The organism is Streptomyces sp., assembly GCF_031181705.1.
GTDB lineage: Bacteria > Actinomycetota > Actinomycetes > Streptomycetales > Streptomycetaceae > Streptomyces.
In genome coordinates this window covers 13137-33788 of record NZ_JAPSKN010000004.1, presented here as the reverse complement: position 1 = coordinate 33788, position 20652 = coordinate 13137, and the positions used below count along the sequence as shown (strand labels likewise).

Annotated in this window: 16 protein-coding genes and 1 tRNA gene; 8 read left to right on the top strand and 9 right to left on the bottom strand. The window is 72.6% G+C overall.

Features of this window, described 5'->3' with window-relative positions; all coding sequences use genetic code 11:
• The first annotated feature begins 3 nt into the window (after nucleotides 1-3).
• On the top strand, nucleotides 4-3492 hold the full coding sequence (gene cydD, locus RIN80_RS01770) for a thiol reductant ABC exporter subunit CydD (protein ID WP_309093658.1): 3489 nt from the start codon (nucleotides 4-6) through the stop codon (nucleotides 3490-3492).
• A gap of 103 nt (nucleotides 3493-3595) precedes the next feature.
• Nucleotides 3596-4678 carry a M23 family metallopeptidase gene (locus RIN80_RS01765; protein ID WP_309093657.1) on the top strand — a complete coding sequence of 361 codons (1083 nt, stop codon included), beginning with the start codon at nucleotides 3596-3598 and terminating at the stop codon, nucleotides 4676-4678.
• A 4-nt stretch (nucleotides 4679-4682) separates the two neighbouring features.
• Here RIN80_RS01765 and RIN80_RS01760 read toward each other — a convergent pair whose 3' ends face one another.
• From RIN80_RS01760 to RIN80_RS01745, 4 genes are all read right to left on the bottom strand, one after another.
• Nucleotides 4683-5582 (bottom strand): Cof-type HAD-IIB family hydrolase, encoded by a 900-nt coding sequence (locus RIN80_RS01760; RefSeq protein WP_309093656.1) that lies wholly within the window; start codon nucleotides 5580-5582, stop codon nucleotides 4683-4685.
• An 84-nt stretch (nucleotides 5583-5666) separates the two neighbouring features.
• Nucleotides 5667-6569 (bottom strand): LLM class flavin-dependent oxidoreductase, encoded by a 903-nt coding sequence (locus RIN80_RS01755; RefSeq protein WP_309093655.1) that lies wholly within the window; start codon nucleotides 6567-6569, stop codon nucleotides 5667-5669.
• Between the two features lie 52 nt (nucleotides 6570-6621).
• On the bottom strand, nucleotides 6622-7200 hold the full coding sequence (locus RIN80_RS01750; protein ID WP_309093654.1) for an RNA 2'-phosphotransferase: 579 nt from the start codon (nucleotides 7198-7200) through the stop codon (nucleotides 6622-6624).
• A 162-nt stretch (nucleotides 7201-7362) separates the two neighbouring features.
• Nucleotides 7363-9120, bottom strand: a complete 1758-nt coding sequence (locus tag RIN80_RS01745; RefSeq protein ID WP_309093653.1) for an SDR family oxidoreductase — start codon at nucleotides 9118-9120, stop codon at nucleotides 7363-7365.
• 168 nt (nucleotides 9121-9288) lie between these two features.
• Between RIN80_RS01745 and RIN80_RS01740 the strand changes: the two genes are divergently transcribed.
• The 6 genes from RIN80_RS01740 (at nucleotide 9289) to RIN80_RS01715 (ending at nucleotide 13681) form a co-directional block, all read left to right on the top strand.
• Nucleotides 9289-10257, top strand: a complete 969-nt coding sequence (locus RIN80_RS01740) for an ABC transporter ATP-binding protein (RefSeq protein WP_309093702.1) — start codon at nucleotides 9289-9291, stop codon at nucleotides 10255-10257.
• On the top strand, nucleotides 10247-11164 hold the full coding sequence (locus tag RIN80_RS01735) for an ABC transporter permease (protein WP_309093652.1): 918 nt from the start codon (nucleotides 10247-10249) through the stop codon (nucleotides 11162-11164). The genes RIN80_RS01740 and RIN80_RS01735 overlap by 11 nt, the downstream gene beginning before the upstream one ends.
• The gene (locus tag RIN80_RS01730; protein WP_309093651.1) at nucleotides 11161-12072 is read left to right on the top strand and encodes an ABC transporter ATP-binding protein; all 912 of its coding nucleotides are present in this window, start codon (nucleotides 11161-11163) and stop codon (nucleotides 12070-12072) included. The genes RIN80_RS01735 and RIN80_RS01730 overlap by 4 nt, the downstream gene beginning before the upstream one ends.
• Before the next feature lie 9 nt (nucleotides 12073-12081).
• Nucleotides 12082-12801, top strand: coding sequence for an ABC transporter permease (locus RIN80_RS01725; protein WP_309093650.1), 720 nt, complete (start codon nucleotides 12082-12084; stop codon nucleotides 12799-12801).
• Between the two features lie 101 nt (nucleotides 12802-12902).
• Nucleotides 12903-13163: a hypothetical protein gene (locus RIN80_RS01720; protein WP_309093649.1), complete on the top strand. Its 261-nt coding sequence runs from the start codon at nucleotides 12903-12905 to the stop codon at nucleotides 13161-13163.
• Nucleotides 13164-13596: 433 nt separating this feature from the next.
• Nucleotides 13597-13681: transfer RNA gene (locus RIN80_RS01715), tRNA-Ser, on the top strand.
• A 20-nt stretch (nucleotides 13682-13701) separates the two neighbouring features.
• On the opposite strand, the gene RIN80_RS01710 is transcribed toward RIN80_RS01715, so the two are convergent.
• The 5 genes from RIN80_RS01710 to RIN80_RS01690 form a co-directional block, all read right to left on the bottom strand.
• The gene (locus RIN80_RS01710) at nucleotides 13702-14520 is read right to left on the bottom strand and encodes an HAD family hydrolase (RefSeq protein WP_309093648.1); all 819 of its coding nucleotides are present in this window, start codon (nucleotides 14518-14520) and stop codon (nucleotides 13702-13704) included.
• Nucleotides 14517-15794 carry a serine--tRNA ligase gene (gene serS, locus RIN80_RS01705; protein ID WP_309093647.1) on the bottom strand — a complete coding sequence of 426 codons (1278 nt, stop codon included), beginning with the start codon at nucleotides 15792-15794 and terminating at the stop codon, nucleotides 14517-14519. The genes RIN80_RS01710 and serS overlap by 4 nt, the downstream gene beginning before the upstream one ends.
• A 542-nt stretch (nucleotides 15795-16336) precedes the next feature.
• Nucleotides 16337-17269, bottom strand: coding sequence for a prephenate dehydratase (gene pheA, locus RIN80_RS01700; RefSeq protein ID WP_309093646.1), 933 nt, complete (start codon nucleotides 17267-17269; stop codon nucleotides 16337-16339).
• Nucleotides 17270-17330: 61 nt separating this feature from the next.
• Nucleotides 17331-18620 (bottom strand): iron uptake transporter deferrochelatase/peroxidase subunit, encoded by a 1290-nt coding sequence (efeB, locus tag RIN80_RS01695; protein WP_309093645.1) that lies wholly within the window; start codon nucleotides 18618-18620, stop codon nucleotides 17331-17333.
• 6 nt (nucleotides 18621-18626) lie between these two features.
• Entirely contained in the window at nucleotides 18627-20648 is a 2022-nt protein-coding gene (locus RIN80_RS01690) for a copper resistance protein CopC (RefSeq protein WP_309093644.1), read from the bottom strand.
• Nucleotides 20649-20652 lie beyond the last annotated feature (4 nt).

Sequence of the window (20652 nt, the reverse complement as noted above, 5' to 3'; positions counted from 1 at the left end):
CACGTGAAACCAATCGATCCGCGTCTGCTCCGCTACGCCCGTGCCACCCGGGGTTTCCTGGTGGCGGTCGTCGCCCTGGGAGCGCTCGGGGCCGGGCTGGTCATCGCGCAGGCGATGCTCATCGCCGAGGTGGTGGTCGGTGCCTTCCAGCACGGCAGGACGGTGTCCGAACTCGGCACTCCCCTGCTCCTCCTGGTCGCCGTCGCGGCCGGGCGGGCGCTGGTCGGCTGGCTCACCGAGCTCGCCGCGCACCGGGCGAGCGCGGCGGTCAAGTCGGAGCTGCGGGGGCGGCTGCTGGAGCGTGCCACCCGGCTGGGGCCGGGCTGGCTGAGCGGGCAGCGGACCGGATCGCTGGTCGCCCTGGCCACCCGGGGCGTCGACGCGCTCGACGACTACTTCTCGCGGTACCTGCCCCAGCTGGGGCTCGCGGTGGTCGTGCCGGTGGCGGTGCTGGCGCGGATCGTCACCGAGGACTGGGTCTCGGCGGCCATCATCGTGGGCACCCTGCCGCTCATCCCGGTCTTCATGGTGCTGATCGGCTGGGCCACCCAGTCCCGGATGGACCGTCAGTGGCGGTTGCTGTCGCGGCTGTCCGGGCACTTCCTGGACGTCGTCGCCGGGCTGCCGACGCTGAAGGTCTTCGGGCGGGCCAAGGCCCAGGCCGAGTCCATCCGGCGGATCACCGCCGAGTACCGGCGGGCGACCATGCGGACGCTGCGGATCGCCTTCATCTCCTCCTTCGCACTGGAACTGCTCGCGACGATCTCGGTGGCGCTGGTCGCCGTGACGATCGGCATGCGGCTGGTGCACGGGGAGATGGACCTCTACATCGGCTTGGTGATCCTGATCCTGGCGCCGGAGGCGTATCTGCCGTTGCGGCAGGTCGGGGCGCAGTACCACGCGGCAGCGGAGGGGCTCGCCGCGGCCGAGGAGATCTTCGAGGTCCTGGAGACACCCCTGCCGGTGTCCGGCTCCCGGGCCGTGCCCGAGGGCACGCTGGCCTTCGAGGGCGTGACCGTCCGGTACCCGGGCCGGTCGGGTGACGCCGTCCGTGAGGTGACGTTCCGGGTCGAGCCCGGGGAGACGGTCGCGCTGGTCGGCCCGAGCGGTGCCGGCAAGTCGACGCTGCTCGCCGCCCTGCTCGGATTCGTCACCCCGGCCGAGGGGCGGGTCCTGGCCGGGGGAGTCGATCTCACCGACGCGGACCTGGACCAGTGGCGGTCCCGGATCGCCTGGGTCCCGCAGCGGCCGCACCTGTACGCCGGGACCATCACCGAGAACGTACGGCTGGCGCGGCCCGACGCGGACGACGAGGCGGTGCGGCGGGCGCTGCGGGACGCCGGGGCGCTGGAGTTCGTGGACGCGCTGCCCGAGGGCGCCGCCACCGTGCTCGGCGAGGACGGGGCGGGCCTGTCCGCCGGGCAGCGGCAGCGGCTGGCGCTGGCCCGGGCGTTCCTCGCCGACCGGCCCGTGCTGCTGCTCGACGAGCCGACGGCGGCGCTGGACGGTGCCACGGAGGCGGAGGTCGTGGCGGCGGTGCGGCGGCTGGCGGCCGGGCGGACGGTGCTGCTGGTGGTGCACCGGCCGGCGCTGCTTCAGGTGGCGGACCGGGTGGTGCGGCTGGCGGAACCGGAGGCATCCGGGGCGCCCACCGCGCCTGCCGCGATCCGTGGAGCGCGGTCGGCCGGAACCGGCCCGACGGTGCCCGCTGCCGTGGCCGAGCCGGTCGGCCTGCCTGCCTCCGGCGGTGTCCTCGCGCGTGTCCGGGCCCTGTCCGGTGCCCGGCGCGGGCGGCTCGGGCTCGCTCTGCTGCTGGGGAGTCTCGCGCTCGGCAGTGCCGTGGGGCTGATGGCCACCTCCGGGTGGCTGATCTCCCGCGCCTCCCAGCAGCCGCCCGTGCTGTACCTGATGGTGGCCGTGACGGCGACGCGGGCCTTCGGCATCGGGCGGGCCGTGTTCCGGTACGCCGAGCGGCTGGTGTCGCACGACGCCGTGCTGCGGATGCTGGCGGACACCAGGGTCGCGGTGTTCCGCAGGCTGGAGCGGCTCGCGCCCGCCGGGCTGCGCCGGACCCGCCGGGGTGATCTGCTCTCGCGGCTCGTGGCGGACGTGGACGCGCTGCAGGACTACTGGCTGCGGTGGCTGCTCCCGGCCGGGGCGGCCGTGGTCGTCTCGGCCGCGTCCGTCGGCTTCACGGCGTGGCTGCTGCCCGAGGCCGGGGCCCTGCTCGCGGCCGGGCTGCTGGCCGCGGGCGTGGGCGTGCCGCTGCTCACCGGTGCCGTGGCCCGGCGGGCCGAACACCGGCTGGCACCGGCCCGCGGGGTGCTGGCGACACGGGTGGCCGATCTGCTCACCGGCACCGCTGAGCTGACCGTCGCCGGTGCCCTGCCCGCGCGGACCGCCGAGGCCCGTGAGGCGGACGGGGCACTCACCCGGATCGCCTCGCGCGCGGCCAAGGCCACGGCACTGGGCGACGGGCTGACCGCGCTGATCTCCGGCCTGACCGTCACGGCCGCGGCACTGGCGGGGGCGCAGGCCGTCGCCGCCGGGCGGCTGGACGGTGTCGCCATGGCCGTCGTCGTGCTGACCCCGCTCGCCGCGTTCGAGGCCGTGCTGGGGCTGCCGCTCGCCGTGCAGTACCGGCAGCGGGTGCGCCGCAGTGCCGAGCGGGTCTTCGAGGTGCTGGACGCGCCGGAGCCGGTGGTCGAGCCGGAGCGGCCCCGGCAGGCGCCCGCGTCGCCCTTCCCGGTGGTCGTCAAGGGGCTGGCCGCGCGGCACGCGGGGCAGGGCCGGGACGCGCTCACCGGGCTGGACCTGACCCTCGGCGAGGGCCGCCGGATCGCCGTGGTCGGCCCCTCCGGCTCCGGCAAGACGACGCTGGCCCAGGTGCTGCTGCGGTTCCTCGACGCGCACACGGGCGCGTACACGCTCGCGGGCGTGGACGCGTACGCGCTGCACGGTGACGACGTCCGCGCGCTCGTCGGGCTGTGCGCACAGGACGCGCACCTCTTCGACAGCTCGCTGCGCGAGAACCTGCTGCTGGCCCGGAAGGACGCGGGCGAGGACGACCTGCGTGCCGCGCTCGGCCGTGCCCGGCTGCTGGACTGGGCCGACAGCCTGCCCGAAGGGCTCGACACCCTCGTCGGCGAGCACGGGGCGCGGCTGTCCGGAGGGCAGCGGCAGCGACTGGCTCTGGCCCGGGCGCTGCTCGCCGACTTCCCCGTCCTGGTGCTCGACGAACCGGCCGAGCACCTGGACCTGCCGACGGCCGACGCGCTCACCGCCGACCTGCTGGCCGCCACCGAGGGCCGCACGACGCTGCTCATCACCCACCGGCTGGCGGGTCTTGAGGCGGTGGACGAGGTGATCGTGCTGGACCGGGGACGGGTAGTGCAGCGCGGGCGGTATGCGGAGCTGGTGGCGGTGGACGGGCCGTTGCGGGAGATGGCCGAGCGCGAGGCGGCGTCGGAGTCGCTCGTCGTCGTGCCCTAAGCGGGCCGGCCGGGGTGCCGTGCTGAGCCGTTCGGCTCAGCCGGTCCCCCGGCCGTACGACATGAGCGCGACCGGGCCCCGATCCTGGGCGACGATCTCTGACATGCGTTCACTTCGCCGCCACCGCGTGGTCGTTCCGGTCCTGCTGTGCGTGCTGGCGGTCCTCGGGGCCCGGCCCATGGCCGCGGACGAGGAAGCCGCCGATCCCGCCGGGGGCCCCGAGATGCACAGCGGGGGCGGGGTTACGGGTCTCAGCGCCGAGGTGGTGCGGCTGTACGAGGAGGCCGCGGTGGCGACGCAGGTGTACGAGGCCGGCCGCGAGGAGGCGGAGGAGCAACGGGCCAAGGCCCGGCGGGCGGAGGAACTCCTCGGCACCCAGCGGCGGCACATCGCGGCCCTGCACGAGGACCTGGGCCGCATCGCCCGCGCCCAGTACCGCACGAGCGGAGGCCTGCCGGTGGCCGCTCAGATGATCCTGGCCGACAGCCCCGACGGCCTGATGCGCGGTCACCACGCGTTCGCACAGGCCGATCTCGCCGTGAACAACGCGATCTCCAAGAACCGCCGGGCCGAGGCCCGGCTCGCCGCGGACGAGGCGAAGGCCGCGGCCCAGTGGCAGGCCCTGGAGAAGCGGAACACGCAACTGGCCGCGCTGAAGGCGGACATCGAGCAGAAGCTGGAGTCGGCCCGCTCACAGCTCCAAGGAGAGGCGGACGCCGCGGTCGCCGCCGGGGCCTGCCGCGGAGCCGTCCGGCTCGACCAGCCGGAGACGGCGTTCACGAGCGCGTGGGTCGCTCCTGTGGAGACGTACACGCTGTCCGCGTCCTACGGCAGCGGCGGTGCCCGGTGGGCGAACCGGCACACCGGGCAGGACTTCGCGGTGCCGATCGGCACGCCGGTGCGGGCCGTGGGGGCGGGGCGGGTGGTGAGGGTCTCCTGCGGCGGGCCCTTCGGCATGGAGATCGTGCTGCGGCACGCGGGCGGCTACTACACCCAGTACGCCCACCTCGCGTCCGTCGCGGTCGACCAGGGCGAGCAGGTCGATCCGGGCCAGTGGATCGGCCAGTCGGGCACCACGGGCAACTCCACCGGGCCGCACCTGCACTTCGAGGCGCGGGTCACGCCGGAGTCGGGTTCGGCGGTGAACCCGGTCTCCTGGCTCGCGGCGCGTGGAGTGCTGCTCTGACCGGTCAGCCGCGCGGCCGGAGCCGCTCGGCCACCAACCGCTCGATCACGACCGCCACCCCGTCCTCGTTGTTGGCGACGGTCTGTCCCGAGGCGGCGGCGATGACGTCCGGGTGGGCGTTGCCCATCGCGTACGACCGGCCCGCCCAGGTGAGCATCTCCACGTCGTTGGGCATGTCGCCGAAGGCGACGACCTCCTCGTGCGAGATGCCGCGCTCGGCGCAGCACAGGGCGAGGGTGCTGGCCTTGGAGACCCCGGGGCCGCTGATCTCCAGCAGAGCGCTGGGGCTGGAGCGGGTCACGTTGGCGCGCTCCCCGATGGCGAGCCGGGCCAGGGTCAGGAAGGCGTCGGGGTCCAGCTGGGGGTGGTAGGCGAGGACCTTCAGCACGGGCTCGCCGGCCGCCCGGTGATCCGCGGAGAGCAGTTCCTCGGCCGGGGCGAGGCTGTCGGGTATCTCCATGTGCAGCTTCGGGTACGCCGGTTCCTGGTAGAAGCCGTACGTCTGCTCCACCGCGTACACCGTGCCCGGCGCCGCCTCGCGCAGCAGCCGCACGGCGTCGAGGGCGTTGCCCCGGGCCAGCTCGCGCACCTTCACGAAGCGGTGGGCCCCGGGGCCGCCGTGCAGGTCGACGACGGCGGCGCCGTTGCCGCAGATGGCGAGGCCGTGGCCGTGCACATGGTCGCTGACGACATCCATCCAGCGGGCCGGCCGGCCGGTGACGAAGAAGACCTCGATGCCCGCTTCCTCGGCGGCGGCCAGCGCGGCGACCGTGCGCGGGGACACCGACTTGTCGTCGCGCAGCAGGGTGCCGTCGAGGTCGGTGGCGATCAGCCGCGGGGGGAGGGTCTCGGCCGCTGTCTCGTGCTGTCGGGTCGCTGAGGTCACCCGGCCATTGTCCCGCATATGCCTGCACGGGCGTGCGGGGCCGTGCACAGGTGAGTGGATACCGCCGTCACCAGGGCTTCCTGCCCGGGCCTCGCCAAGCGCTCAGCGCAGCTGCGCCGGTGCCTCCATGGCGATCTGCTCGAAGACCTTCTCGTCGGCCGCGAAGTCCGAGTCGGGGATCGGCCAGTGGATCACGAGTTCCGTGAACCCCAGCTCCGCGTACCGTCCGGCGAAGTCGACGAAGGCGTCCAGCGACCGCAGCGGGCCGGTGCGCTCCGGGGTGAACCCGGTGAGCAGGATCCGGTCGAGGCCGGTCATGTCGCGGCCGGTCTCGGCGCAGATGTCGGCGAGCCTGTCGGTCTGTGCGCGGACGGCCTGAAGCGACTGTTCAGGAGTGCCGTTCTCGTACAGCCTGGGGTCGCCGGTGGTCACCCATGCCTGTCCGTACCGGGCGGCGAGGCGCATCCCGCGGGGCCCGGTCGCGGCCACCGCGAACGGCAGCCTGGGGCGCTGCACACAGCCGGGGATGTTGCGGGCCTCGTGAGCCGCGTAGAAGTCGCCTTCGTACGACACCGCGTCCTCGCTGAGCAGCCGGTCGAGGAGCGGGACGAACTCGGCGAAGCGGTCGGCGCGCTCACGCGGCGTCCACGGTTCCTGCCCGAGCGCGGTGGCGTCGAAGCCGGAGCCGCCCGCGCCGATGCCCAGCGTGACCCGTCCGCCGGAGATGTCGTCGAGGGTGATCAGCTCCTTGGCGAGGGTCACGGGGTGCCGGAAGTTCGGCGAGGTCACCAGCGTGCCCAGCCGCAGCCGGTCGGTGACGGTCGCGGCGGCGGTGAGGGTGGGCACGGCACCGAACCACGGGCCGTCGCGGAAGGTGCGCCAGGAGAGGTGGTCGTAGGTGTACGCGGTGTGGAAGCCGAGCTGCTCGGCACGGGTCCAGGCCGTACGGCCGCCTTCGTGCCAGCGGCGGTACGGGAGGATCACGGTGCTCAGACGCAGACTCATGCCGACGAGCCTAAGGGAGTCCGGCGGGTCCGCCGTGTTTCACGTGAAACGGTCACCTCGGCCAGTCGGAGGAACGCGGCAGGTCAGCGGGGTCCGGGAAGCGCAGATAGCGTGAGGGCACGGCCTGGGCCAGCCAGACGCCGTTCGCGCTGACGTGGAAGACGTGGCCGTCGCGGTGCATGGCGCCCGCGTCCACGGTCAGGACGACCGGCCGGCCGCGGCGGGCGCCGACACGGGTCGCCGTCTCACGGTCCGCTGAGAGATGCACGGCATGCCGGTTCATCGGCCGCAGCCCTTCGGCCCGGATCGCCTCCAGATGACGGACGATCGTGCCGTGGTACAGGTACGCGGGCGGGGCCGCCGTCGGCAGGCCGAGGCCGACCTCGATGCTGTGGCCCTGGCTGGCGCGGATGCGCGTGCCCTCGACGGCGAAGCGCCGCTTGTCGTTGGTGGCGACCACATGATCGAGTTCCGCGCGGGTGAACCGGAAGCCGTGGGCGGCGGCCGCGGCGATCAGGGTGTCGATCTCCACCCAGCCGGCCTCGTCGAGAGCGAGCCCGATCCGTTCCGGCTGGTGGCGCAGATGCTTCGACAGGTACTTCGACACCTTCACGGTGCGTCTCTCGTCCATCCCGCCGAGGTTGTCCATCCCACCAGGGTGGGGGAGAGACGTGAATCACGCGATCGAGTTTCACTCTTCAGGTTTGATCCACAACCAAGTGGTGTTATCCACAGGAAAAATGGCCGGCTCTGTGGACAACTGGCGGTCCGGACAGGGATTTTGGGCGTCCTGTCACAGGGGAGGCCTGACCCTCGCGATCCTGCGCAGCACCCCCGGCGCGAGCCGCGCCAGCATCCGGGCGGTCCTGGCCTCCGGCGTCACCGCCACCACCGGCTCGTCACGCGCGACCGCCCGGAGGAGAGCCCGCGCGACCTTCTCCGGCGGGTAGCCGCGCAGCCCGTACAGGCGGGCCGCCCGCTGCTGGAGCCGCTTCTCCTCCGGCCCCTCGACCCCGGCGAAGTGTGCCGTCGACGTGATGGCGGTGTCGACGAAGCCGGGACAGACCGCCGTCACGCCGATCCCCTGTCCGGCGAGTTCCGCGCGCAGGCACTCGCTGAGCATCAGCACGGCCGCCTTGGAGGTGCTGTAGGCGGGCAGCGCCCGGGACGGCTGGTAGGCCGCCGCAGACGCGACGTTGACGATGTGGCCGCCCTGCCCCCGCTCGGCCATCCGCCGGCCGAACAGCCGGCAGCCGTGGATCACGCCCCACAGGTTGACGTCGAGGACCTTCCTCCAGTCCTCCGTCGTGGTGTCGAAGAAGGAGCCGGACAGCCCGATCCCGGCATTGTTGACCAGGACGTCCACCACGCCGTACGCGCCGGTGACCCGCTCGGCGAGCTCCTCCATGGCCCGCTCGTCGGAGACGTCGGCCGTTTCCGCCCAGGCCCCGGGCGCACCGGCCCGGTGGCACGACTCGGCGGTGCGGGCCGCGGCCTCGGCGTTCCGGTCGACGGCCACCACTCGTGCGCCGGCCTCGGCGAAGGCCAGCGCCGTGGCCCGCCCGATGCCGCTGCCCGCGCCGGTGACCAGCACCAGCTGCCCGGAGAACCGCTCGGCGTGCGTCCCGCCGGCCGTCTGTGGCGTGCTTCCGCCCTCCACGGACGTCACGAACTCCCCGATCCACGCGGCCAGCCGGTCCGGGCGGGTCCGCGGGATCCAGTGCCCGGCCTGGATCGTCCTGCGGGTCAGCCGCGGAACCCAGTGCTCCAGCTCCTCGTCGAGCCGCTCCGACAGGAACCGGTCCGCCAGGGGCGTGATGACCTGCACGGGCGCGTGCGCGTACGCGTCCGGACGTGGGCTGCGCATCCGGGGCCGGACGTTGTCGCGGTACAGCCAGGCCCCGTGGGCGGCGTCCGAAGGCAGGGACGAGGTGGGGTAGTCGCCCCGGGGCACCTTCTCCACCCGCTCCAGGACCTTCGGCCACCGCTTGCCGAGCGGGCCGCGCCAGGCCAGCTCGGGCAGCACGGGCGTGTGCAGCAGGTAGACGTACCAGGACCGGGCGCCCTGTCCGAGGAGCTGGCCGACCCGGCGCGGAGTGGGGCGCTTCACACGCCGGTCGATCCAGTGGGCGAAGTGGTCGAGGGACGGCCCGGACATCGACGTGAAGGAGGCGACGCGGCCCTCGGTGCGCCGGACGGTGGTGAACTCCCAGGCCTGCACCGACCCCCAGTCGTGCCCGACCAGGTGCACCGGCCGGTCCGGGCTCACGGCGTCCGCCACGGCCAGGAAGTCGTCCGTCAGCTTCTCCAGCGTGAACCCGCCGCGCAGGGGCCGCGGGGCGGTGGACCGGCCGTGGCCGCGGACGTCGTAGGCGACCACGTGGAAGTCCCCGGCGAGCCGTGCGGCGACCTGCGACCACACCTCCTTGCTGTCGGGGTAGCCGTGCACGAGGACGACGGTGGGCCGCTCCGGATCACCCAGCTCGGCCACGCACAGCTCGACTCCGCCGGTGTGCACCCGGCGCTCCCGCGCACCCGTGAGCAACGTCATCCGGCGAATCTGGCAGTTGTTAGAGAGTTCGTCAATAGCGGCTCCCCGCCCGTGGTAACTCTCAAGAACCAGGTCCCCTAAGGGCCCGTAATACTCGAGACTGATCCCAAGACAGCTCTGCGGAGTGACGACCGCCACGCGCACGGCCCCTACCTTCGAAGGGTGACTGTGATCGCGACCGAAAGCCTGAGCAAGCGGTTCCCCCGGGTGACCGCGCTTGACCGGCTCTCCGTGGACGTCGGGCCCGGTGTGACCGGACTCGTCGGAGCCAACGGGGCCGGCAAGTCCACACTGATCAAGATCCTGCTGGGTCTGTCCCCCGCCACCGAGGGCCGTGCCGAAGTGCTCGGCCTGGACGTCGCCACCGAGGGCGCCGCCATCCGCGAGCGGGTCGGGTACATGCCCGAGCACGACTGCCTGCCGCCCGACGTCTCGGCCACCGAGTTCGTCGTCCACATGGCGCGCATGTCCGGCCTGCCGCCCACGGCCGCGCGCGAGCGCACGGCCGACACCCTGCGCCACGTCGGCCTGTACGAGGAGCGCTACCGCCCGATCGGCGGCTACTCGACCGGCATGAAGCAGCGCGTGAAGCTCGCGCAGGCCCTCGTCCACGACCCGCAGCTGGTCTTCCTCGACGAGCCGACCAACGGCCTCGACCCGGTCGGCCGCGACGAGATGCTCGGCCTGATCCGCCGCATCCACACCGACTTCGGCATCTCGGTCCTGGTCACCTCGCACCTCCTGGGCGAGCTGGAGCGCACCTGCGACCACGTCGTCGTCATCGACGGCGGCACGCTCCTGCGCTCCAGCTCCACCACGGACTTCACGCAGATCACCACGACCCTCGCCATCGAGGTCACCGACACCGACGAGCACCCGGACGGCACCCGAGCGGTCCGCGAGGCGCTGCACGCGCGCGGGGTGAGCGTCGAGGACGGCAGCGGCCTGCCCGGCGCGGGCCACGTCCTGCACCTGAGCGCGCAGGGCGAGGAGACCTACGACCTGGTCAGAGATGTGATCGCCGACCTCGGACTCGGCCTGGTGCGCATGGAGCAGCGCCGGCACCACATCTCCGAGGTCTTCACGGCCGGCGACCGGCACGAGCAGCGGAAGGAGGCGGTCGGCCATGGCGGTTGAGCACTCCACGGGGACACCGGCCCCGGCACCGGGCGACCAGACCCGCATCCACAACATCGGCTACCGCAGCTACGACGGCCCCCGCCTGGGCCGGGCCTACGCCCGCCGCTCGCTGTACTCGCAGTCGCTGCGCGGCGCCTACGGCCTCGGCCGCTCGGTGAAGTCCAAGGTCCTGCCGATGCTGCTGTTCGTGGTGATGTGCGTGCCCGCGGCCATCATGGTCGCCGTCGCGGTCGCCACCAAGGCCAAGGATCTGCCCCTGGACTACACGCGCTACGCGATCGTCATGCAGGCGGTCATCAGCCTGTACGTCGCCTCGCAGGCACCCCAGTCGGTCTCGCGGGACCTGCGCTTCAAGACCGTACCCCTGTACTTCTCGCGGCCGATCGAGACCGCCGACTACGTCCGCGCCAAGTTCGCGGCGCTGGCCTCGGCGCTGTTCGTCCTCACGGCCGCTCCCCTGCTCGTGCTCTACGTCGGCGCGCTGCTGGCCAAGCTCGACTTCGCCGACCAGACCAAGGGATTCGCACAGGGACTCGTCTCCGTGGCACTGCTCTCACTGCTCTTCGCCGGCATCGGCCTGGTCATCGCGTCCTTCACCCCGCGCCGCGGCTTCGGCATCGCGGCCGTGATCGCCGTGCTGACCATCACCTACGGCGCGGTCTCCACCCTCCAGGCCATCGCCGACGCCCAGGGCAGCGCCGACGCCGTGCCGTGGATCGGGCTGTTCTCGCCGATCACCCTGGTCGACGGTGTGCAGTCGGCGTTCCTGGGCGCGACCTCGGCCTTCCCCGGCGGGGTGGGTCCGGGCAACGCCGAGGGCGTCGTCTTCGTCCTCGTCGCCCTCGGCCTGATCGCGGCGAGCTACGGCCTCCTGATGCGCCGCTACAAGAAGGTGGGACTGTGACCACGCTCTCCATCGACCACGTCTCCCGCTGGTTCGGCAACGTGGTCGCCGTCAACGACATCACCATGACCATCGGCCCCGGCGTCACGGGCCTGCTCGGCCCCAACGGCGCCGGGAAGTCCACCCTCATCAACATGATGGGCGGCTTCCTGGCCCCCTCCACCGGCACGGTCACCCTCGACGGCCAGGCCGTGTGGCGCAACGAGCAGATCTACAAGCACATCGGTGTCGTCCCCGAGCGGGAGGCGATGTACGACTTCCTCACCGGCAAGGAGTTCGTCCTCGCCAACGCCGAGCTGCACGGCCTGGGCGCCAAGGCGGCCCAGAAGGCCCTGGCCACGGTCGAGATGGAGTACGCGCAGGACCGCAAGATCCAGACGTACTCCAAGGGCATGCGCCAGCGCGTGAAGATGGCCTCCGCCCTCGTGCACGACCCGTCGCTGCTGCTGCTCGACGAGCCGTTCAACGGCATGGACCCGCGCCAGCGCATGCAGCTGATGGACCTGCTGCGCCGCATGGGCGACGAGGGCCGCACGGTGCTGTTCTCCTCGCACATCCTCGAAGAGGTCGAGCAACTCGCCTGGCACATCGAGGTCGTCGTCGCCGGACGGCACGCCGCCAGCGGCGACTTCCGCAAGATCCGCCGCCTGATGACCGACCGGCCGCACCGCTACCTGGTGCGCTCCAGCGACGACCGGGCTCTCGCGGCCGCGCTGATCGCCGACCCGTCGACGTCCGGCATCGAGGTCGACCACGCCGAGGGCGCCCTGCGCATCCAGGCCGTCGACTTCGGCCGCTTCACCGCGCTGCTGCCCAGGGTCGCCAGGGACCACGGCATCCGGCTGCTCACGGTCTCGCCGTCCGACGAGTCCCTCGAGTCCGTCTTCTCGTACCTGGTCGCGGCGTAGGAGGCCCTGATGTACGACCCCACAGTCGCCCGGCTCACCTACCGGGCCCTGCTCGGCCGGCGCCGGGCCCTCATCCTCGGCGCGCTGCCGCTGCTGCTCATCGTGATCGCCGTGGCCGTGCGCGCCCTGGCCGGAGCGGACGACCAGACGGCGTCCGACCTGCTCGGCGGCCTCGCCCTGGCCACCATGGTGCCGATCATCGGCGTCATCGCCGGCACCGGCGCCATCGGCCCGGAGATCGACGACGGCTCGGTGGTGTACCTGCTGTCCAAGCCGATCAAGCGGCCGACCATCATCTTCACCAAGCTGATCGTGGCCATCGCGGTGACCATGGTCTTCTCCGCGGTGCCGACGCTCATCGCCGGCTTCATCCTCAACGGCAACGGCCAGCAGATCGCCGTGGCCTACACGGTGGCGGCCCTGGTCGCGTCCATCGCCTACGCGGCCCTGTTCCTGCTGCTCGGCACGGTCTCGCGGCACGCCGTGGTGTTCGGCCTCGTCTACGCCCTGGTCTGGGAGGCCCTGTTCGGCTCCCTGGTGCCGGGCGCGCGCACGCTGAGCGTCCAGCAGTGGTCGCTGGCGGTGGCGCAGAAGGTGGCCGGCGGGGAGCTGGTGACCTCGGACGTGGGCCTGACCACGGCGACGGTGCTGCTGGTCGCCGTCACGGTGCTGGCCACCTGGTACGCCGGTCAGAAGCTGCGCTCGCTCACGCTGGCCGGCGAGGAGTGACGTGCCCCGGCCTTGACGGGGGCTTCACCCCCGTCGAGGCACACTGGGCGAACAGGACATAGCGCCACCGCACGGGAGTTGGACGGCCGGGAGGGACACACATGGCGGGCGAGAGGGCTCAGTACGACGACCGCGGGCACCCGGGATCCGGGTCCGGGGACGACACCTGGGACGGCCTCGTCCTGGACGACGACTTCATACGCTCCGCCGAGACCTCCGAGCCGTCGGCCCGGGCCCGGATGCTGGCCGCGCGCTGGCGCCGCGAGTCACCGGAGCCGCAGCCCTGGCGCTCCGACGAGCCGCCCGCGGGCTGGTTCTTCAGCAAGGTCAGGCGGCGCAGGTGGCGCAGGCGCAAGCGCTAGCGACCGCCGTCCGGTCCCGTGCCTTGGCAGTCCGACGTCCGACGTCCGCGCCGTCCGGTCCGGTCCCCTGCCCCGCCGCCTGATCCTCCCTCGGCTGCCGCCCGGTGGCATGCGCCCCCGCCCGGTGGCTTGTGCCCCCGACCGGCCGTATGCCCGCCGACCGGTGGCCCCCGCCCGCCGATTTAATCGGTGGCGTCCCATTCGCCCGGCAGGCAGAGTAGTCGTGTCCCTGCCGGGCGAGGAGCCCGGCGCCACGGTCTGGGGAGGAGCGGGACGATGTCCATGCACGGCAGTACGTCCAGCTCCCTTCAGGGCAGCCCGCGGCGGGTTCCGGAGTAGTCGCTACCCCTCCGTGGAGCCCGCCCCGCACGGGGAGCTGCCCGGGGCGGCCGCTTCGAGCACGCGACTCGCACCTCGCGTGGGCCGCCCACCCGGAGGATTGGCCGAGTGGTAAGGCACTGGCTTGCTAAGCCATGGTCGGGCTGAAGCCCGCGCACGTTCGATCCGTGCATCCTCCGCCGCACCGCGTCACGAAGGTTCAGCCCAGCAACCGCTCCAGCACCACCGCGATCCCGTCCTCCTCGTTGGAGGACGTCACCTCGTCGGCCACCGCCTTCAGCTCCGCGTGGGCGTCGGCCATGGCGACACCGTAGGAGGCCCAGGCGAACATCGGGATGTCGTTGGGCATGTCGCCGAAGGCGATCGTGTCGGCCGCCTTCAGCTTGAGGCGGCGGGCCGCCAGCGACAGCCCGGTGGCCTTGGACAGGCCCAGCGGGAGCAGCTCGACGATGCCCGGGCCCGCCATCGTGACGGTGACGAAACCGCCGGCGGTCCGGGTGGCCGCCTCGCACAGCTCGTCGTCCGACAGGGTCGGGTGCTGGATGTAGAGCTTGTTCAGGGGCGCGGTCCACAGGTCCGACGCGTCCGTGAAGGGGGTCGCGGGCAGCTTGCCGTGCGCCGCGTAGCCCGGGCCCACCAGCACCTCGCCGTCCAGGCCGTCGCGGCTCGCGGCCAGGTACAGCGGGCCCACCTCCGCCTCGATCTTGGCCAGGGCCACCCCGGCGAGCTGCCGGTCCAGCGTGACCGAGGTCAGCAGGCGGCGGGCGCCGGCGTCGTACACCTGCGCACCCTGGCCGCAGACGGCCAGACCCTCGTAGCCCAGGTCGTCGAGGATGTGCCGGGTCCAGGGGACCGCGCGGCCGGTGACGACGATGTGCGCCGCGCCCGCCGCGGTGGCGGCGGCGAGCGCGTCACGGGTGCGCTGCGACACCGTGTCGTCGGAACGCAGCAGCGTGCCGTCGAGGTCGGTGGCGACCAGCTTGTACGGGAAGCCGCCGGAGGGGGCCGTGTCGCTCACTTGGCCACCGGCTCCAGGACCTCCCGGCCGCCCAGGTACGGGCGCAGCACCTCGGGCACGCGCACCGAGCCGTCGGGCTGCTGGTGGTTCTCCAGGATCGCCACGATGGTGCGCGGGACCGCGCAGAGCGTGCCGTTCAGCGTGGCCAGCGGGCGGACCTGCTTGCCGTCACGGACGCGGATCGACAGCCGGCGGGACTGGAACTCCGTGCAGTCCGAGGTCGAGGTCAGCTCGCGGTACTTGCCCTGGGTGGGGATCCACGCCTCGCAGTCGAACTTGCGGGCGGCCGAGGAGCCGAGGTCGGCGGAGGCGACGTCGATGACCCGGAACGGCAGCTCGAGCGAGGTCAGCCACTGCTTCTCCCACTCCAGCAGCCGCTGGTGCTCGGCCTGCGAGTCCTCCGGGGTGACGTAGGAGAACATCTCGACCTTGTCGAACTGGTGCACGCGGAAGATGCCGCGGGTGTCCTTGCCGTGCGAGCCGGCCTCGCGGCGGAAGCAGGGCGAGAAGCCCGCGTAGCGCAGCGGGAGGCGGTCGGCGTCGAGGATCTCGTCCATGTGGTACGCCGCGAGCGCGACCTCGGAGGTGCCGACCAGGTAGAGGTCGTCGTCCTGGAGGTGGTAGACGTCCTGGGCGGCCTGGCCGAGGAAGCCCGTGCCCGCCATGGACTGGGGGCGGACCAGGGCCGGGGTCAGCATCGGCGTGAAGCCGGCCGCCGTGGCCTGGGCCATCGCCGCGTTCACCAGGGCGAGCTCCAGCAGGGCGCCCACCCCCGTGAGGAAGTAGAAGCGCGAGCCGGAGACCTTGGCGCCGCGCTCGACGTCGATCGCGCCGAGGAGGTGGCCGAGTTCCAGGTGGTCCCGGGGCTCGAAGCCCTCGGCGGCGAAGTCACGGATCGTGCCGTGCGTCTCCAGCGTGACGAAGTCCTCCTCGCCGCCCACGGGCACGTCCGGGTGGACGAGGTTGCCGAGCTTCTGGAGCAGCTCCTGGGTCTCGGTGGCCGCGGCGTCGCGTTCCGCGTCGGCGGCCTTGACGTCGGCGGCGAGCTGGCTCGCCTTCTTCAGCAGCTCTGCCTTCTCGTCCCCGGACGCCTTGGGGATCAGCTTGCCGAGCGCCTTCTGCTCGGCGCGCAGCTCGTCGAAGCGGACGCCGGACGACCTGCGCCGCTCGTCGGCAGACAGGAGGGAGTCGACGAGCGCGACGTCCTCTCCACGGGCGCGCTGGGAGGCGCGCACACGGTCGGGGTCCTCACGGAGCAGGCGAAGGTCAATCACGCGCTCCAGGCTACCGGTGTGGGATGACCGCCCACGACTCACTATTCCCGTCGGGTCTTACGTACCGTTATGAGTGAATTGCGTGCCGTGTCAATAAAGGAGACGCCTCTCCCCGGAACGAGGCATCCGGCGGGCGCCGCATTGACCTGAATCCCTTGTGGGGAGCGGGACTTGGGATTCGGTTGTCCACAGGAATCCACATGCGCCGAAGAGTTATCCACAGGCTGTGTGGAAGATCTGTGGACTTCGGAATTGATCACTCCGCAAGACGCGGCCGTCCTTGAGAATTCCCACCGCAAACCCCCTCTATCCTCACTTTCGAGTGGAAACGGGTCACCCCAAAGAGTTACGCAAGGGGAAACGGTGGACGAAGGGTGACCTGCCCGCCGATGGACGCATCAGGAGCCTCTAGGGCGATTTGTCGACTGACTCATGGTTCGTTGTCGACTTGTCCCCAGGTCGAGAAGCGAACCTGTGGATAACTTCTGTGGATAACGACCATCAGCAGGTACGACCGGCCGGTGGACCGGCCGGCGACCAGCCTAGAAGCGGCCGTCCTGACACCGCGCGACCCAGTCCGCCGCCGCCACGAACTCCTCGTCCGACGTCCCCGGCCGCGGCTGCCGCACCTGCTCCGGCTGCACATCGGCGCGCGGATACGAGCCGAGGTAGCGCACCTGGAGGCAGATCCGCTTCAGGCCCGTCAGGGCCTCGGCCACCCGGCGGTCGGAGATGTGGCCCTCCGCGTCGATGCAGAAGCAGTAGTTGCCGATGCCGGCGCCGGTCGGCCGGGACTGGAGCAGCATCAGGTTGATGCCCCGGGTGGCGAACTCGCCGAGCAGGTCGCGCAGGCCGCCGGGGTGGTCGTCGCGCTGCCACAGCACGACGGAGGTCTTGTCCGCGCCGGTCGGGGCGGCGGGCCGGGCGGGCCGGCCGACCAGCACGAACCGGGTCTGGGCGTTCTCGGCGTCGTGGATGCCGGTCTCCAGGGCCTCCAGGCCGTAGCGGGCGGCCGCGAACTCCCCGGCGAAGGCGGCGTCGTACCGGCCCTCCTGGACCAGCCGGGCGGCGTCCGCGTTCGAGGCGGCCGACTCCCAGTGCGCGTCCGGCAGGTGCTTCTTCAGCCAGTTGCGCACCTGCGGCTGGGCGGCCGGGTGCGCGGAGACGGTCTTGATGTCCGACAGCTTCGTGCCCGGGCGGACGAGCAGCGCGAAGGTGATGGAGAGCAGCACCTCGCGGTAGATCATCAGCGGGGCCCCGGCGACGAGCTCGTCGAGCGTGGTCGTGATGCCGCCCTCGACGGAGTTCTCGATCGGCACGAACGCGGCCTCGGCCTCGCCGGCGCGTACCGCGTCGAGCGCGGACTGGACGGACACGTACGGGATGAGCTCCCGGGTGGCGGCCTCGGGAAGCGTGCGCAGGGCGACTTCGGTGAAGGTGCCCTCGGGGCCGAGATACGCATAGCTCGCTGGCATGACCTCACCCTAATAGGCCCGCGGAAGCGCTATCCCCGCAATTCCGCCCACGGACCCACTCTCACCCCTCCAGCAGCTTCTGCCCCACGTACTCCCCCTCCGCCGCCCCGCCCGGCACGGCGAACAGCCCGCTCGACTCGTGCCGGATGAACGGCGACAGGGCGTCGCCCCGGTCGAGCTTGCGCTGCACCGGGACGAAGCCGCGCAGCGGATCGGCCTGCCAGCAGATGAAGAGCAGGCCCGCGTCGGGCACTCCGTCGGCGTCGATGCCGTCGTGGAAGGAGAACGGGCGGCGCAGCATCGCGGCGCCGCCGTTCTGGTCGGGCCGGGTGATGCGGGCGTGGGCGTTGATCGGGACGACGAGGTTGCCCTCGGCGTCGGTCTTCTCCAGGTCCATCGCGGTCGTCTCGGTACCGCCGGACAGCGCGGCCCCGTCGGATTTGCGGCGCCCGATGACGTCCTCCTGCGCCTTGACGGAGAGCTTCTCCCAGTCGTCGAGGAGCATGCGGATCCGGCGGACGACGGCGTAGGAGCCGTTCGCCATCCAGGCCGGCTCACCCTTCTCCGGGACGAAGATCCGCTGGTCGAAGTCGGGCTCGTCCGGCTTCGGGTTCCGGGTGCCGTCGATCTGGCCCATGAGGTTGCGGGCGGTCATGGGGTGGGCGGTGGCGCCGGGCGAGCGGTTGAAGCCGTTCATCTGCCACCGCACCCTGGCGGCCCGGCCCGCGTCCTTCTGGATCGCGCGCAGGGCGTGGAAGGCGACCAGGGCGTCGTTGGCGCCGATCTGCACCCACAGATCGCCGTTGCTGCGCTTCTTGTCGAGGCGGTCGGAGGAGAACTCGGGCAGCGGGTCCAGCGCCACCGGGCGCTGCTTCTCCAGGCCCGTCCGGGCGAAGAAGCTGTGCCCGAAGCCGAAGGTGACCGTCAGCGACGAGGGGCCGGCGTCGCGGGCGACGTCGGTGTCCCCGTGGGCGCTCGGCTCGCCCGCCATCAACCTCCGGGCCGTCTCCGACCAGCGGCGGAGCAGGGCGGCGGCCTCCTTGCGGCCGGCGCCCGCCGCCAGGTCGAAGGCGACGAGATGGCCACGGGCCTGGAGGCCGTCGATGATGCCGGGCTGATGTTTCCCGTGAAACATCGCCCGGTCGGTGCCGAGCGAGGTGAGCGGAGCGGCCGCCTCGGAGGGCGCGGCGGCGTATCCCGCGGCGGCGCCCGCCGTGCCGAGCACGAGTCCGGTGGCGCCGGCGGTGCCGAGCAGCCGTCGCCGGGAGATGCCCTCGCGGGCGGAGGCCGCCTCGGTGCGGTCCGGGGCGGCTTCGGGGCTGCGGGCCTGGGGGAAGGACTGGTCGGGCATGGTCGTTCAGCCGATCTGCGCGTTCTTGGTGACGGTCACCTCGTCGATGTCGGAGGTCCGCACGGTCACGTCGACCTGCCAGTCGCCGGCCATGGGGATCTGCACTCCGTTCGCCGACCAGTGTCCGGTAGCGAGGTGGTCGGGGACGACGGGCAGGGGCCCGATGTCCTTGGCCTCGAGGGTGAACTCGACCTTGACCTCGGGGATGTCGAAGGCCTGGCCGTCTGGTCGCTCCACGTAGACGTGCATCTCGTTGGCGCCCACGCGGGCGGGGTCGAGGTCGACGGTGACGACGCCCTTGCCGTCCTGGCCGCCGGTGTCGAAGGGCATGTTCAGGGTGAGCGCCCCGGACGTCGCCGCGTCGGCGGTGGAGGACGACGAGGAGGACGAGGTGGCCGCCTTGGCCTCCTGCTCCGTACGCCCCGGCTCGGTCTGGGTCAGCACGGTGGTGACGGCGAGCAGGACGACCGCGACGCCGGCCTCGGCCAGCACCGAGCGGCGCAGCCCGAAGCGGTTGGGGTCGGCGTCCCGCAGCCGCTTCTGCCGGGCGGCGTCCCGCGCGGCCCGCTGCCGGGCGAGCTGGGCGGCGCGCTCGGCGTCGGCGGGCTCGGCGGGGGTCTCGTCGGTGGGCTCGGCGGGGGTCCCGGTGGGGGTCTCGGCACTGGACTTCCCCGCGCCGGGTTCCTCGGCGGCGGACTCCCCGGCAGGCGCCACACCCGCGTCGAGGGCGGCCTCCGTGTCACCGGAGGCCCCCGCCCCGGCCCGTACCTTCTGCCGCTCCGCCGCAGCCGGCACGGTCTGCGCCAGCCGGCCCGTCCACCGGCGCGAGATCCAGGCGACGCCGAGGAGGACGACGACGAGAACGATCTTGGCCAGGAGGAGCTGGCCGTACCGGGTGTCGGTGAAGGCCGACCAGGAGCCGAGCTGCCGCCACGACTGGTACGTCCCGGTCACGATGAGCACGAGCACGCTGCCGAAGGCGACCCGGGAGAAGCGGCGTACGGCGGACGCGTCGACGGGGGTGCCGGCCGGCGCACGGTACAGGGCGACCAGGAGCGCGCCGAGTCCGCCGAGCCAGGCGGCGACGGCCAGCAGGTGGAGGACGTCGACCGGCATGGCGATGCCCGCCTGGATGCCGACCGAGGCGTGCTCGGACATCGCCCAGCTCGCGGCGAGCCCCGCGGCCACGACGGCACCGCCGATGGCGAGCCCGAAGGTCAGGTCCCGCTTCTCCTGCGGGTCCTCACGCTTGTCGTACGCGCCGAACAGCACGGCGATGAACAGCGCGGCGGCGGCCAGCAGCAGCAGCCGGGAGACCAGGGCCGCGCCGGTCTTGGTCTGCAGCACCTGCCCCAGCAGGGACAGGTCGACGATGTCGGTGACCTTCCCGGAGCCGGTGAAGGAGCCGCGCAGCAGGAGCAGGGCGAGGGTCGCGGCGGTCAGCGCGAGCCACCCGGAGACGACGAACCGCTGCACCGGCCGCACCCCGGACCCGCGCGGCCAGCAGGCGAGCACGAAGGCGGCACCGCCGGCCATCACGATGAACCCGGCGTACGACACATACCGGCCGAAGTTGTACAGCCAGCCGACGACGCCGTCGTCGGCTCCCTGCCCGGAGACGGCCACGCTCGTCTTGGAGGGGGCACCGATGGAGAAGGTGTAGGCGCCGGCGACCGGGTGACTGTCCGCCGAGACGACCTGGTAGGCCACCGTGTAGGTGCCGTCGGACAGGCCCGGCTGCAGGCGCACGGCGTACGTCGTGCCACCGACCACGGACGGCTTGCCGGTGTCGACGCGCTTGCCGTCGGGGTCGAGTACGCGCAGCGAGTCGTCGGAGAGCGCGACCTGCTCGGAGAAGCTGAGCGAGATCCGGGACGGGGCCTGGTCGACCACCGCCCCCTGCGCGGGGTCGCTGCCGGTCACCGCGGCGTGCGCGGAGACCGGGCCGGCCCCGGCGAGCAGGGCGCAGACCGCGGCCAGGAGCAGCAGCACCAGGGTCCGGACGCGGGGGGCGATGGTCGGGGTCACAGGG